Source organism: Bacillus tuaregi, assembly GCF_900104575.1.
GTDB classification, from domain to species: domain Bacteria; phylum Bacillota; class Bacilli; order Bacillales; family Cytobacillaceae; genus Bacillus_BD; species Bacillus_BD tuaregi.
In genome coordinates, this window is sequence record NZ_LT629731.1 from 1,296,114 (window position 1) to 1,311,021 (window position 14,908).

Below are 14,908 nucleotides of genomic sequence, written 5' to 3' on the forward strand. Positions count from 1 at the left end.
GATGAAGAGAATGTCATTATTACAGAAAACACTTGAGAAGATTGAGTGCTTGGACCATGGAATCACAACCTTAGCGAGGGAAAGAGTAGATAATCTGATTAAGCCGGCGAAGAGCTTAGGGAAGCTGGAGGATTTGGCCGTGCAGCTAGCGGGTATTACAAAAAATTTGGAACCCTCATTTGACGAGAAGGCAATTATTGTTATGGCGGGTGACCATGGGGTTTATGAGGAAGGCGTAACGAATAATCCGCAGGAGGTTACCGTTGCACAGACTCTAAATTTTGCCAAGGGACTTACAGGTGTTTGTGTCATTGGACAGGTATCAGGTGCGCGCATTGTCCCGGTTGATATAGGTATAAAAAGTGAGCTGCCGCCTGATGTGGGGATTATTCTGAGAAAGGTAAAAAACGGGACAGAGAATATGGCAAAAGGCCCTGCCATGACAAGGGAAGAGGCAGTAAAAGCGATTGAAGTAGGCATTGAAATCGCCAATGACGAAATGGCTAAAGGTGCTCAAATCCTTGGAACAGGTGAAATGGGGATTGCTAACACGACACCAAGTACGGCGATATTGTCTGTATTACTAAATTGTGATCCAATAGGGATCACTGGGAGAGGGGCAGGATTAGGCAAGGGGGGGATTGAGCACAAAGCGGAGGTAATTAGGAGAGCTATACTTATTAACGAGCCAAACCCCCATGATGCTATTGATGTATTAGCAAAGGTGGGTGGTTTGGAAATTGGCGGTATGGCAGGTGTGATGCTAGGAGCGGCCGCTAACCGTGTTCCTGTTGTAGTCGATGGCTATATTTCCACAATCGCAGCTATCATTGCTACAGGGATTGAACCACGGGTAAAGGACTATTTAATTGCTTCACATGCTTCACAGGAGCCAGGAGCTAAAAGGGCCAGTGAACTATTAGGAGTGAAACCAATGCTAGCAATGGATATGTGCTTAGGTGAAGGGTCCGGAGCTGCATTAGCCTTTCCGATTATAGAAGCTGCCTGTCAGATGCTGAAAAGGATGCCGACCTTTGCAGAAATTGGTATGGATATCTGATGGGTACGTTTAGAATTCTCCATAAATTTGGAGAATTCTAGTGCTTTCGCCCTTGTGAAAACGTTAACATTTTGTGTGATTGAACAAAAAACTCTATCTATCTTTTCTTTTTAAAACAATGAAAAAAACTATCAATTAGATTATGATTACCTTGTAAGCAAAATAACAATACATCAACGACTCAAGGAGGCATTACAATGATTATTGGAGTACCTAAGGAAATTAAGAATAACGAAAACCGTGTAGCATTAACACCTGCTGGGGTTGTATCTTATATAAATGCCGGACATAAGGTTATAATCGAAACTAACGCTGGAATTGGAAGCCTTTTCACCGATGAAGATTACAAAAATGCAGGGGCAGAAATCATTGATAATGCTGCAGACGTTTGGGCACAATCAGAAATGATTATGAAAGTTAAGGAGCCTCTTGAAAGCGAATACAAATACTTCCGTCAAGGCTTAATCCTATTCACATATTTACATCTTGCAGCAGAGGCTCCATTAGCAAAAGCGCTTAAGGAGTCTGGCGTAACAGCTATTGCATATGAATCAGTAGAATTAAATCGTACTCTTCCACTATTAGCACCAATGAGTGAAGTAGCAGGAAGAATGGCAACACAAATCGGTGCACAGTTCCTACAAAAAACAAACGGCGGTATGGGCATCCTATTAGCTGGTGTACCAGGAGTAGCTCGTGGAAAGGTGACAATCATCGGCGGTGGTGTTGTTGGAACAAACGCTGCGAAAATGGCCATTGGACTTGGTGCAGATGTAACAATTCTTGATATGAGCGCAGAACGTCTTCGTCAATTAGATGATATTTTCGGAAATTCTATTAAAACATTAATGTCAAATCCATTTAATATTGCTGAAGCAGTTCGTGAAGCAGATTTATTAATCGGTGCGGTATTAATTCCAGGTGCAAAAGCTCCTAAACTAGTAACAGAAGAAATGGTTCAATCAATGAAGCCTGGTTCTGTTATCGTTGACGTTGCGATTGACCAAGGCGGTATCGTAGCAACAAATGATCGCGTAACAACTCATGATAATCCTACATTTGTTAAGCACGGTGTTGTACATTATGCAGTTGCTAACATGCCGGGAGCCGTTCCAAGAACTTCAACAATCGCTCTTACAAACGTAACCGTTCCTTACGGATTACAAATTGCTAATAAAGGTGTTCGTCGTGCAATCGAGGAAAATCCTAGCTTAAAACTTGGTGTAAACGTTGTGAATGGTGAGATTACTTCCTTACCAGTAGCAAAAGATCTTGGCTATGAGTATGTACCAGTTGATAAAGCGGTTGAAAAGGCATTAGTTTAATCCTTTGATCATAGGATATTGATAAGAATAAAGATGCACCCTTTCAATTATGGAAGGGTGCATTTTTGTGTACCTTAAATATTTAATCTTCAACCTCAACAATAATTTCAAGCTCAACGGCGGCGCTTTTAGGAAGCTGTGCAAACCCAACTGCTGAGCGGGCGTGTATTCCCTTTTCACCGAATACTTCTACAAATAGGTCAGAGGCACCGTTGATCACCTTTGGATGATCAGTAAAATCTAGGGCAGAATGGACCATTCCAAATACTTTTACAACTCGTTTTACCCGCGATAATTCACCTAGTTCACTTTTCAATATGCGTAAAACGTTAAGACCCGCTTGACGAGCAGCTTGGTAGCCATCTTCTATCGTTAAGTCCTGTCCTAATGTTCCGATGTGTTGGTCTGAGATCTGTCCGGAAGTAAAAATGAGATTACCAGTACGAACACAGCCGATATAATTGCCTAACGGTTGTCGTGCTGGCTCTAGAGTAATCCCTAATTCTGATAAAGCTTCTTCTGGAGTCTTAATTTGATTTGTCATGTCGCAATCCCTCTTTTTTAATAATTTTACTACAATGAAAATAGAGTTTTCGATTCCTTTAGATAAACAATTCGACATAAAACTCGAATTTCCTTTTTTGGTACACCAAATATTATATTTTTTCAGACAATTTTTTATTAGTGGCAGATTACATAAGAAAAAAAGTCGGGTATCTGCTTAATAGTAGATACCCAACTTTTCTAGTTCTCTTCAATCTCTTTTCGATTTTTCTTGAATAGCTTTGAAAGGACTTCATATACGATTGGTACGATGATTAAGGTTAACAAGGTTGAGCTTGTTAACCCACCGATGACGGTGATGCCCAGTCCTTTGGAAATAAGACCGCCGCCACCTGTACCAATCGCTAATGGGATTAAGGCACCGATTGTTGCAATGGCTGTCATCAGGATAGGGCGAAGTCGTGTTGATCCAGCTTCGAGAATCGCTTCACGCATACCCATTCCATCACGCTCCATATGAATGATTCGGTCTACCAGTACGATAGCGTTTGTTACAACGATACCGATTAACATCAAGAGACCCATCATAACAGATACAGAGATAGTTTCGCCTGCAATCAATAAGCCGACAAATGAACCGATAACAGCAAAAGGCAGGGAGAACAGGATAGCAAATGGCGCAAGTCCTTCTCCGAATGTTACCACTAGGATAAAGTAAACAATCGCAATCGCTGCTAGCATGGCCACACCAAGCTGCGTGAAGGTTTCGTTCATATCGGCCTGCACTCCTGCAACGCCCATTGTAACACCCTTTGGCAGGTCTAATTCATCAATCTCTTTATCTACAGCAGATGTTGCTTTGGACAAATCTTTACCAATGACGGTTCCGGATATGGATGCGTAATACTCACCTTGGCTACGCGCTAATGTATTAAGTGTTGTACCCTCTTTGACGGTTACAAGCTCTGAAAGAGGCATGGTCGTACCAAGTGCTGTCGGTACTTGTTTAGCTAATAGCTCATCGATTGTTTTAGGGTCTTTCGTTTGTTCTTGTTGAACAATCACTTCAAGGTTATTGCCGTCTTTTTCAATCGTTGTTAGAACATCCTTCGTTTCCATAGGGTTTAACATCATGATAATTTGACCAGCAGTTAACCCGTATTGCAGTAATTCATCCTGCTCCACATGGAAGGTATATTCAACGTATGGATTTTCTGCACTTGACGTAACATCTTCTAAGCGGTCACTTTTCTTCATAACACCTTCAACCATCTCAACTGCTTTGTATAATTTATCTAAATCCTCACTATAGAAGGTGTAGCTGACTTCATTTGTAGCCATGGATGACATAGAAGAGAAGTTTTGGCTCTTCCATTCACCGGATTGACTGATATTAAAGATATATTCTTCGATTTCTTCACGAGCTTCAGGGAAGTTTTCCATTTCTGGGTCGAAGATAAGGTACATAAGGGCACCATCACTTCCGCCTCCCATCATAGCCGCCATTGGATCGCCGCTTTCCGTTACCGAGACTTGAACAATATCAATATCACTGCGTTTTAACAGCTTTTCTTCTACTACATGGACATTTTTTAATGTATCCTCTTTTAATTCACCTGTCCCAGGGGTGTACGTTAAGTACATGACTTTTTCTTCCTCACTACCCATGAAGCTGAAGCCGATTAATGGCGTCAACGCTAAGCTTCCAGCTAATAAAGCTACGGCAAGCAAAGAGGTAATAATTTTGTGGTTCAATGCTTTATTAAGAACACCCTTGTACCAATTAGCTAATTTACCTGCCTCTTTATGAATGCTTTCTGTTTTTATGTCATATAGCTTCTTTTTAAATAAGAAGTGTGAAAGGGCAGGGACTATCGTAATGGCGACTAGTAACGAGGCACCAAGCGCAAATGTCATCGTTAAAGCAAACGGAGTGAATAGCTCTCCTACCATACCACCGACGAAGATAAGTGGTGCAAATACTGCGACAGTAACTAATGTCGAGGATAAAATGGGTTTGAACATTTCAATTGTCGCTTCACGAATAAGGGCTCGACCGGTTAATTTTTCTTCTCTTAGATGAAGACGACGATAAATATTTTCTACCACAACAATGGAGTCATCGATCACTCGACCGATGGCAACTGTAATGGCTCCTAATGTCATGATATTCAATGTAATATCGAGCCAGTGTAGGAGCAGAAGTGCCATAAAAATCGACACTGGAATCGAAACGATTGAAATAATCGTTGATTTCACATCACGAAGGAACAGCAGGATTATTAAAACAGCAATTAATCCACCAAATACCGCCTTCTCAACCATTGTGGTGACAGATTCTTCAATAGGGGCACCTTGGTCAAGAGATACGTCAATGACAAGACCTTCGATTTTTTCTTCCTGTTCTTTAATTAAATCCTTCACCCCGTTTACAACGTGAACGGTGTTAGCTGTTTGTTCCTTGACGATTTGAATGGTAATGGAATTCTTACCATTTGTCCGTGACACGGATTGTTCTTTCCCAATCAGTTCTACCTTTGCAATATTACTAAGCTTTACAAATGGAGAAGGCTGAGCAGCAGATGGGGTAACAGGAATCAGCATTTCCTTTAAGTCATCAACCGTCATGAATTTGCCGTCCACTGAAATGGCTTGTTCGCCTTCTTCAAATTCAAATAGTCCTAATGAAACAGCCAAGTCGCTGGCTTGTATCATTTCCTTTACCTTTTCTTCTGTTAAGCCAAGTTCAGCCATGTTTGCTTGATCGTATGTAAGCTGTACTTCTTCGATGTGTTGACCGGCAATTGATACAGACGCTACACCCTCGACTTTTTCAATCTTTGGAACCAGGATTTCTTCAACAGTTGTCGTTAATTCAACAATATCCTCTGATTTACTGCTGACACTTAAGGCCACAACGGGCATCATGTTCATGCTGATCGCAGTGACCGTCGGATCTTGTGCCCCTTCCGGCAGGTTAACATTATCTAACGCAGCCTCTAATGCCCGTTTGGCCTCATCCATATCGACTCCATATTCATATTCCACCTGAAGATTGGCCATATTGGAATAGGAATTAGAAAAGACATTTTTCACATCCTCGAGTCCTTCAACGGCCTGCTCAAGGGGAATGGAAACATCCTTCATCACTTGTTCGGGCGTGGCTCCCGGATATACATCCATAACCATTAGGTATGGTATGGAGATATCAGGTATTGTTTCCATTTTCATTCTGGCTGCTGAATAAATACCGGAAACGGTAATAATAATCGTTAGAAGCCATACTGCCAATTTATTTCTAATCACAAAATTTACTAAGCCCTTCACTTTTTCACCTACCCTAAATTGACTTGCTAAGCTCAAGTATTTATACTAATGACTAGTCGGTCATTTGTCAATGATTAGGGGAGTTGAAATCAATATGGTAAAGAAGCAATTAATAATGGAAAAGGCCCTAGAACTTTTTGCTAAACAGGGCTTTGAGGCTACTTCAATTAAGCAAATTACGGATTATTGTGGGATTTCGAAAGGGGCTTTTTACTTATCATTCAAATCAAAGGATGAGTTAATACTAACATTGATTGACTATTTTATGATCCAAATTATTTCAGATATTGACTACATAGTCAAAAATACAAACACAAATGATAACTTACTATATGGATTCTATTACACGATATTTCATACGTTTCAGAAGCATTCTGATTTTGCCAAAATCCTGATAAAGGAGCAATCACACACGTTAAACGAGGAATTAATTGGTAAAATGCATTCCTATGATCAATTAATAGAATCATTAATTCTTTCCATGATTGAACGACTGTATGGGGATGTAGTTCGGGAAATAAAATATGATTTGATGTATTGTGTTAAAAGCTTTATGAGTATTTACTCAAAATTGCTATTGTTTCAGGATACTCCACTTGATTTAAAGCAGTTGTCGATGTCGCTTGTGGAAAAAACTATGATTCTTGCGAAGCATACTACCATTTCGTTTCTATCTGGAGAGCTGATTCAAATAATGAAGCAGCCGTCACATGACCGCTTCACAAAGGAACAAATTATTGAATTAATGGAGCAAAAAATAACTGAAATGGAGGATTCAATCGAGAAAGAATCATTGATCCTGCTAAAACAGCATGTCCTTGAATCGAATCTCAATCCTGCGATTGTCAAAGGTCTGCTTGAAAATATACGTCATCATCCACATTGTAAATGGATTGCTTATTTACTGCGTAATCATTGAACGGCATGGCTTGAACTTCATTCAGTAGATGTCCTCCACTTCTACAAGAGGGGGATGAATGCTAATGGTTCTTCGATTCAAGAAATGCTAGTGGTAAATGATTAGGAGACCCATTTTTTAAATGAGTGAGCGAGAAAAACAATTCGAATCTAAATTCGATGGATGACATTGCTAACCTAGCTGAAGGAATGATGAAATCTCAGTAGTTTACGTTATATATTGAACATATTTGTATGATAATATATTAATGATAGAAAAAATATATAACTTTGGAAAGAAGGTGAACATATCATTGGATGCATATGTTTGGAATACGGATGCGATTATTCTGCTTATCTCCGTTTTACTTCTAGCGGGTGTTATCACGACCAAATTATCGGCACGTCTTGGCGTACCGTCCCTCGTTCTATTTATTCTTGTTGGGATGCTGCTGGGGAATTTTGTTTATTTTGATAGTGCCCATGTTGCCCAAATGATTGGTGTACTAGCTCTTATAATTATTCTTTTTGAGGGCGGCCTCCAGACGAATATGAATACCATTCGTTCCGTCATCACCCCCTCCATCTCTCTCGCTACTATCGGTGTTTTCATCACCACAGCACTCGTTGCCATTCCAGTCAAGTTTATCATGGGCGTAGATTGGCTGACCGCCTTTTTATTAGGCTCTATTATTGGATCAACCGATGCAGCTGCCGTTTTTGCTGTCTTAAAGGGACAGAATATTAAACCGAAAATCGGCGCTACCTTGGAAGCAGAATCAGGGTCTAATGATCCGATGGCTGTTTTTTTAACATTGGCCATTATTCAACTGATAACGGTTCCTGACTCTAATTTCTTCACGTTGATGGGATCGTTCCTTTTACAAATGGGCTTAGGTGCATTGCTAGGGGTATTATTTGGAAAGCTGGCGATTTGGGGTCTTAACCGAATACGTTTAGATTCCAGTGGACTTTATCCTGTCTTTGCTTCAGCGTTCGTCATTCTAACCTATGGAATTACGGCATCCTTAAAAGGCAGCGGCTTGCTTGCCGTCTATATTGCGGGGATATTAATTGGAAATGCTGATATTACCTATAAACATTCTATTGTAAGGTTTTCCGAAGGTTTTGCCTGGATGATGCAAATTTCTATGTTTGTAATTTTGGGACTTTTGGTCTTTCCGGCAGAGGTATTTACAGGAGAAATTATGTTGAAAGGGGTTATTATTTCCGCAATTCTCATGCTGGTGGCAAGACCTGTAGCTGTTTACCTTTCAACGCTAAAGATGGGATTCACTCATAATGAGAAGCTCTTTTTATCATGGGCTGGGTTAAAGGGAGCTGTACCAATTGTACTGGCGACCTATCCTCTTTTAGCAAATGTTGACGGGGGTCAGGAAATATTTAATATTGTATTTTTTGTTGTCCTGATTAGCTGTCTTGTCCAGGGTTCAACCATTACTCCGTTAGCACATAGATTAAAGCTTATCGGACCTCAAAAAGCAACACCTATCTATTCTATCGAGTTGCTTTCATTAGGAAAAGCAGATGCAGAGATGCTTGCTTATGAAATGGAGGGGAATGCTGAGATTCTTGGCCAAAATTTAAATCAGATTCCATTCCCTAAGGGTGCACTGGTTAATGCGGTGATTCGTGACGACAAACTAATAACACCAAGTGGAAATACAGTTTTAAAAGAAGGTGACTTTCTCTATATCTTAACAAAAAGAAAAGACCTTCAAAAGGTAAAGCAATTGTTGAAAAAGGAAAAGCAGCCCACTGAAGAAAAGATTCCAGCGAGCGAAGAAGATATTCTAAAAAAGGCGATTGAGTAGAAATATGAAGGATGCATGGGTACGGTTCTCCTGCTTTCGAATTCGGAAGCGAGAGAACCGTACCCATGCTTGTTTGTGTTATCATTTATTAAGTATTTATAAATTTATAAGAATCAGAAATGTTAGTGTTTATAATAGATCTTGTGAAAGGGTTCTGGTGATGGTTGTGAATGAACGTATTTTGCTTGTAGAGGATGATCGTGAGATTGCGAGAATTGTATGTGACTTCCTGCGGAAGGCAGGGTATTTTGTGACTTGGGCCTCGACCGGGAAGGAGGGCTGGGAGGATTTCAGGCAGGAGGAGTACGATTTGGTGCTGGTGGATTTAATGTTGCCGGAGATGGATGGATTCACACTTTGCAAAAGGATTCGTCTCGAAAGTGAGATACCTGTTCTGATTATTAGTGCGAGAAATGAACAGGAGAGTCTTGTTCACGGCTTAGATATTGGGGCTGATGATTATGTAACAAAGCCGTTTCGTCTTGAGGAGCTTCAGGCCAGGATCAGTTCACATTTGCGTAGATACCGCCGCTATTTAAAGAAAGACCAAGAGGAGAATCAAACCAGCTATCTTGATGGTTTAAAAATTGATTTTGTAAAAGAAGCGGTTTACCACTACGATGAGCCGTTGTTATTAACAGCGAAGGAAAAGGATTTGCTTTTTCTTTTAGCTAAAAATCCCTTTCAAACGTTCTCTAAAGCCGAGCTTTTTCAGCATCTTTGGCAGCAGGATGACCAGAACGGGAATCATACGGTAACCGTTCATATCAAAAGCCTTCGAACAAAGCTGAAGGATGAAATGAAGTCAGCTAAATATATCCAAACCGTATGGGGTGTCGGCTATCGTTTTATAGGTGAACCCAATCCATGAAAATCAAATATTGGTTAATGCTGAGTTATTTTATCGTTATGCTTCTTCCGGTAGCGGCCCTCTTTACGTTATACTTCATGATTAGCGAATATGATAAAAAGCAGGATTTAATTGAGTTCATGGAGGTTAGAAATACACTGACAGGCCTAGAACCAATATTAGAGGATATTCAGCTCTATGAAATTCAAAATGAGGAGTCCTACGAGCATATAGAGAAACAGGTAAATGAGTCCATAAAAATTTCCTTGTACCGCCAAGATGGTGTGACGTTATATTCATCCATTCAAGAGCCATTTTCAGATTTATTTTACCAAACGAACCTCGAGAAGCTCTATGAAAATTTAAATGAAGTGCAAAAGAATTTACGCACCTATTCATATAAAAAGCCCGTTTTTGATAAAGGCGTGCTCGTTGGTATTTATGAAGTGACGATTGGCCGAGAGAAATGGATTGAAATGGTGCAGAAGCGCTCCCTAGTTCTTGGGATCCTTTTTCTGATCTTTTTCACGATAACCTACACTGTAGTTGTTATTCTCCTGAATCGTAAGCTGAATCGACCGCTGCAGCAGCTACGCACACAAATGACAGCCTTCGCAAATGGACAAACAATACAGGAGCCCGTCCGTCATAGCAAGGATGAAATTGGAGAGGTCTTGCAGCATTTTTATCAAATGAAGGATCAAATTGAACAAGCACGTAAAGAACTAGCTAATCAGCAGAAGGAAAAGGAATTTATTGTCGCTTCCTTAACGCATGATTTGAAAACTCCGCTAACGGTCATTCAAGCCTATGCTGAGGCATTAGAAAATCAAGAACAACTGTCAGCACAGGAGAGACAGGAGTATCAAACGATCCTTTTTGAAAAGCTATCTTATATGAAGCAAATGCTCGATGACTTAGGCGTCTATACGGCGCTTCAATCTTCAAGAGAAGAGGTGGAGCTGGTTATAGTAGACGGGGATGAGTTTTTTGATATGCTATTGGCTGGCTATGAGGAGCCCTGTCGTAGAAAAGGTATTGTTTTACAGGTTGAACAGGCTGTAGAGTCTTATTATGAAGTGAGTGTCAAACACATGGTACGAATTGTGGATAATTTGATGACAAATGGAATCCGTCATACAAAGGAAGGCAGGCATATTTGGCTTGGAGCTATTTCAAGTTCAGAGACTTTGCCTAATTGGATATTTCCTCCCTTTTATCAGGAAGTGGAAGGATGGCGACAGGATGGGACACTTATCATCATTCAAAATGAAGGAATCGGAATCCCTAAAGACCTGCAGGATAGAATGTTTCAGCCTTTTGTTCAAGGAGAGGATGCCAGGGGACAAGGCGGTAGCTCTGGTCTCGGTCTAAGTGTGGCGAAAATTCTGATTGAAAAACATAGCGGGAAAATAAAACTATGGTCAGCAGAGGGATATGGAACATTGGTTGCCTGCTGGCTGCAAGAAAGAGAGTCGTTGATGAATGAAAATTAAAAAACTAATATATGGAGTACTTGTCAGTATGACCTTATTAGCGGGGTGTTCAGGGGAAATGGCAGCTTCTTCTGAGGATATTATTGCAAATGTGTTGGATAGCGAGAATAAATTTGAAGCTTATTATGGGAAGGCCGTCATGAAGCATTATGAGGGTAAGGAATTAATGGGTGAAATGGAATTGGAGGAGTTTGCCGGAAAGGATGGAAAACGAAAGATTATTACAACTGACAAGCTAAAGGGTGATGCGACTGCCTATTCGGTCAATGATGGAAAGGAAATCCTGTCATACGAGGAAGGCAGTGATGTTGCACATAGATTGGATTTAGTTATGGATGAAAATACAGCAACGATGACACAAAAGGAACAATTAACGATGTTGTTTGATGGAATCAAGGAAACTCATACCATTGAAATAGCGGAAGAGAAAAAAATTCTGGATTTTGATACGTATCATTTAAAGGCAACAGCAAAATCAAAGGATGCTATTTTAGGAGATATGGAGTTTTGGGTCGACCAAAAAACTTGGTTTGTCCTGAAGTCGATCACGATTGCAGGGGATATCCGTTCGGAAATAGAATATACCGAAATACAATTTTCGCCTAATTTTACAGAAGAAACCTTTACTTTGGACCTTCCTGAAAACGTTGAAGTAAAAGATTTGGAGTCCGAATTCCAATCGCAGACTGGGTCTGTGGAGGAGGCAGCAAAGGCACTGGGTGAACCCTTTCTCCTTTTTCATGACAGTGCTGCTGAGCTTGAGAGTGTAGAATGGTATGAACTAAAGGGAGAAATCAATCGAACCGAAGTAAATATTCTATATAAAAAGGAAAATATCCCGTCCTTTATGTTAACGGTGTTCCCAACTCCAGAAGAACCTGGTATGGAAATTCAAGAGGGTGACTATAAAGTTCGCGGACAAAATGCAGAATATATGAAGGAAATCAAATCAATCAGTTGGGATGAAAACGGCTTACGGTACTCCATTATGATTCAGCATCCTGACCTGACAATAGAAGAGGTTGTTCAATTAGCAGAAAACATGGAATTAAGTAAGTAATAGTAGATGAAAAGAAAGTGGCCCTTGGGCTTACTTTCTTTTCATTGTTTGATTATTGATCGTGCCACATGTATTTGTCACCAGTAGCCTTCTGGGCTATTTGAATACCGACTGCTGCGCCTTGACCGGCTGCAACCATGACTTGACTAGGAATTCCGGCTAGTAACCCGGCAATGTAAAGATTCGGAATATGGGTGGTGCCGTCTTGAGTCACTCCGACAATTTTTTTAATTTTTCCGCTCTTAATGTTTTCATTTACACCGATGTCAAAGTTGAGGGCTTCCAATAGACTTGTATCTAGGTTTGTTGCCACCACAACATAGTCACAGTCATAGGCTTCTCCGTCAGCTATTAAAGAAAATCCAGACTCATCTTGCTTCAATGTTTCTACGGCAATGTGCTTGATTTCGGCAAAATCGATTAACTGACTTTGATAGATCGACAATAAATCATCCCCTGATAGCCCCGGTGCTCCAAGGTTATTTCTGATGGAGGATACCTTTTTAATCTGGGATTGGCCGCTATCAAACACTACCGTTCTTAAACCAGCATGTCCTGTAAAAAGAGCGGCAGCAAGCCCGCTAATCCCGCCACCGATAACCGCAACATCATACTTCACTACAACCACTCCTATTCTACTAAAATAATCTCCAGTTTCAGTATATACCACCAATTCTAAGTAAACCGACCAAATATTTACAACCTTGTGAATTGTTAGGTGGAAGAAAGAGGTGCTTCAAGTGTTGATCTATTAATCTAGTTATTCACCTCTTATAGTGGTTAGAAGGATTGCGAATAAAAATATAAAAATTGATCTTAATCAATTAATAATGAGAATCATTATCATATAATGACATTAGAAGAACAGTAAGCTACATGTTTTAAAACATACATGACAGATTGTAACAGTGCTTTTAAAAATACAAATCATTAACAATGGAAGAGGGATAAAGATGACACAGTTAACTTTATATGTACAAGGAATCAGTTATGTTGATCATTTACATGCGATTGAACAGTGCATCCAAAATTTGCGCGGAATCGAGTCAGTAAAGGGGACGCTGCCAAAAGGAAAGATTACGGTGAAATTCAAGCAAAGCTTTGTTAGCACAAGGGATATCGTAGGCAGAATTGAAGCGCATGGCTTTGAAGTTGTAAAAAAAATACAAAGGGAACATCGTTTTAGTGCTTTTAATTAAGGCTCTGTTAAACGTGACATGATGAGTGTTGATTTTCGTTCCGTCCACTTCGCGCACCTTAAGGCGTCTTAATAAAAATACATCTTTTTTTGGTTGATTTTAATTTTCTAAGGAATTCATCCACATCCTTTGGAGTAATCTGCATATGCTGTATTATAACAGTTTGAACTGATGTGTTCTGTGTATAACAAAAAAGGGGGGACAGTTAGATGTTACAAAATCCGATTGAATTTTTTAGAGAATTACCGAATAAAACTTGTGCCGAGTGTGGACAGCCGATTGAGGAACAGGCAGAATCCTATTTGATGGAATGTGACCGCTGCTTGTCAAAGAGGATGGAATAATCATAACAAATCGATACTGATATGATCGTTTTAACCTCCTTGTAATTGGAGGTTTTTTGCGTTGAAGCCGCTTGCTTGAAAATGTAACATGGAGGAGTGAAGAACGCGTCTATTCTCTCTAGTTTAGGGCGATGTATGGAAATAAACTAGCTATATTTTCCTTATCGTTCACCATTCAGTTTGGTTCTTACATATGGTTATGAATTGATGGTAGTTTTTTGGAGAAAAATAAACAGGAAGAAGCAATCGAAATATCTCGACGCTTCTAGTTGAAAGGAGTTATTCTGATGGCGTTTTACAAGAGCTTGGCACCATTTTATGATGAGATTTTCCCTGTAAATGAGACCGCTTGTTCCTTTTTATTGTCCTATTTTGAACAGGCTGATGCCGTATTAGATGTTGGGGCTGGTACGGGAAATATGGCAGTGGCGCTCACTGAAAGGGGGCTACAGGTTATTGCGGCAGAGCCTGATGAAACAATGGCAGATTATATTGGTCAAAAGGCGGCTAAAAATAATGTATCCGTCCCTGTTCATATCAAATCTATGCTGGAAATCAATCAAATACAAGATAAGGTGGAAGGAATCTATTGTATTGGCAATACTGTTCCACATCTACAGAATCAAGAGGAACTGAAGCTATTTATACAGAAATGCTACGATAGCCTGAAGAGCGATGAGAGATTTATTCTTCAGCTTGTTAATTATGAAAAAGTATTGGCTTCCGTTGAAGAATTTTCATTTCCGGTTATTCAAAAGGATTCCTTAATCTTCAAGAGGGTTTATGAAAAAGTGGACGATAAAATCATGTTTACGACTCATTTAACCGTAAATGATGATACGTTCTCTAACTCAATTCCATTGATTCCTGTTACGGCACAGCTGTTATTACCCGTTCTTGAAGAGATTGGTTTTACAGTGGAACAGGTATACGGAAATTTTGCTCGACAGGAATATTCAAAGCATTCGCCTGCTCTTGTTGTAGTAGCGAGAAAATAGAATATACAGAAAA

13 protein-coding genes are annotated in these 14,908 nt (G+C 40.0%); 10 read left to right on the forward strand and 3 right to left on the reverse strand.

The window, feature by feature from the left end:
- The first annotated feature begins 10 nt into the window (after nucleotides 1-10).
- Both cobT and ald read left to right on the forward strand, forming a co-directional pair.
- On the forward strand, nucleotides 11-1,060 hold the full coding sequence (gene cobT / locus BQ5321_RS08460; RefSeq protein ID WP_071394081.1) for a nicotinate-nucleotide--dimethylbenzimidazole phosphoribosyltransferase: 1,050 nt from the start codon (nucleotides 11-13) through the stop codon (nucleotides 1,058-1,060).
- Between the two features lie 197 nt (nucleotides 1,061-1,257).
- On the forward strand, nucleotides 1,258-2,385 hold the full coding sequence (gene ald, locus BQ5321_RS08465; RefSeq protein ID WP_071394082.1) for an alanine dehydrogenase: 1,128 nt from the start codon (nucleotides 1,258-1,260) through the stop codon (nucleotides 2,383-2,385).
- Between the two features lie 82 nt (nucleotides 2,386-2,467).
- Here ald and BQ5321_RS08470 read toward each other — a convergent pair whose 3' ends face one another.
- Nucleotides 2,468-2,929, reverse strand: a complete 462-nt coding sequence (locus BQ5321_RS08470; protein WP_071394083.1) for a RidA family protein — start codon at nucleotides 2,927-2,929, stop codon at nucleotides 2,468-2,470.
- A 200-nt stretch (nucleotides 2,930-3,129) separates the two neighbouring features.
- A complete protein-coding gene (locus BQ5321_RS08475; RefSeq protein ID WP_071394084.1) occupies nucleotides 3,130-6,216 on the reverse strand; it encodes an efflux RND transporter permease subunit in 3,087 nt (1,028 codons plus the stop codon).
- A 94-nt stretch (nucleotides 6,217-6,310) separates the two neighbouring features.
- On the opposite strand from BQ5321_RS08475, the gene BQ5321_RS08480 reads away from it, so the two are divergent.
- The 5 genes from BQ5321_RS08480 to BQ5321_RS08500 all read left to right on the forward strand — a co-directional run bounded on the left by BQ5321_RS08480 (nucleotide 6,311) and on the right by BQ5321_RS08500 (nucleotide 12,354).
- Entirely contained in the window at nucleotides 6,311-7,135 is an 825-nt protein-coding gene (locus BQ5321_RS08480) for a TetR/AcrR family transcriptional regulator (protein ID WP_071394085.1), read from the forward strand.
- A 292-nt stretch (nucleotides 7,136-7,427) separates the two neighbouring features.
- Nucleotides 7,428-8,948, forward strand: coding sequence for a potassium/proton antiporter (locus BQ5321_RS08485; protein ID WP_139187770.1), 1,521 nt, complete (start codon nucleotides 7,428-7,430; stop codon nucleotides 8,946-8,948).
- A gap of 160 nt (nucleotides 8,949-9,108) precedes the next feature.
- Nucleotides 9,109-9,819, forward strand: a complete 711-nt coding sequence (locus tag BQ5321_RS08490; protein ID WP_390622148.1) for a response regulator transcription factor — start codon at nucleotides 9,109-9,111, stop codon at nucleotides 9,817-9,819.
- Nucleotides 9,816-11,294 carry a HAMP domain-containing sensor histidine kinase gene (locus tag BQ5321_RS08495; RefSeq protein ID WP_071394087.1) on the forward strand — a complete coding sequence of 493 codons (1,479 nt, stop codon included), beginning with the start codon at nucleotides 9,816-9,818 and terminating at the stop codon, nucleotides 11,292-11,294. The genes BQ5321_RS08490 and BQ5321_RS08495 overlap by 4 nt, the downstream gene beginning before the upstream one ends.
- The gene (locus BQ5321_RS08500; protein WP_071394088.1) at nucleotides 11,284-12,354 is read left to right on the forward strand and encodes a LolA family protein; all 1,071 of its coding nucleotides are present in this window, start codon (nucleotides 11,284-11,286) and stop codon (nucleotides 12,352-12,354) included. The genes BQ5321_RS08495 and BQ5321_RS08500 overlap by 11 nt, the downstream gene beginning before the upstream one ends.
- 52 nt (nucleotides 12,355-12,406) lie before the next feature.
- On the opposite strand, the gene BQ5321_RS08505 is transcribed toward BQ5321_RS08500, so the two are convergent.
- Complete coding sequence (locus BQ5321_RS08505) at nucleotides 12,407-12,973, reverse strand: FAD-binding protein (RefSeq protein ID WP_071394089.1); 567 nt, start codon at nucleotides 12,971-12,973, stop codon at nucleotides 12,407-12,409.
- Nucleotides 12,974-13,307: 334 nt separating this feature from the next.
- Here BQ5321_RS08505 and BQ5321_RS08510 point away from each other — a divergent pair, with 334 nt between their 5' ends.
- The 3 genes from BQ5321_RS08510 (at nucleotide 13,308) to BQ5321_RS08515 (ending at nucleotide 14,895) form a co-directional block, all read left to right on the forward strand.
- Nucleotides 13,308-13,553, forward strand: a complete 246-nt coding sequence (locus BQ5321_RS08510) for a heavy-metal-associated domain-containing protein (protein ID WP_071394090.1) — start codon at nucleotides 13,308-13,310, stop codon at nucleotides 13,551-13,553.
- A 209-nt stretch (nucleotides 13,554-13,762) separates the two neighbouring features.
- A complete protein-coding gene (gene yhfH, locus BQ5321_RS23700) occupies nucleotides 13,763-13,897 on the forward strand; it encodes a protein YhfH (RefSeq protein ID WP_084786696.1) in 135 nt (44 codons plus the stop codon).
- A 287-nt stretch (nucleotides 13,898-14,184) separates the two neighbouring features.
- The gene (locus tag BQ5321_RS08515; protein ID WP_071394091.1) at nucleotides 14,185-14,895 is read left to right on the forward strand and encodes a class I SAM-dependent methyltransferase; all 711 of its coding nucleotides are present in this window, start codon (nucleotides 14,185-14,187) and stop codon (nucleotides 14,893-14,895) included.
- Nucleotides 14,896-14,908: the final 13 nt, after the last annotated feature.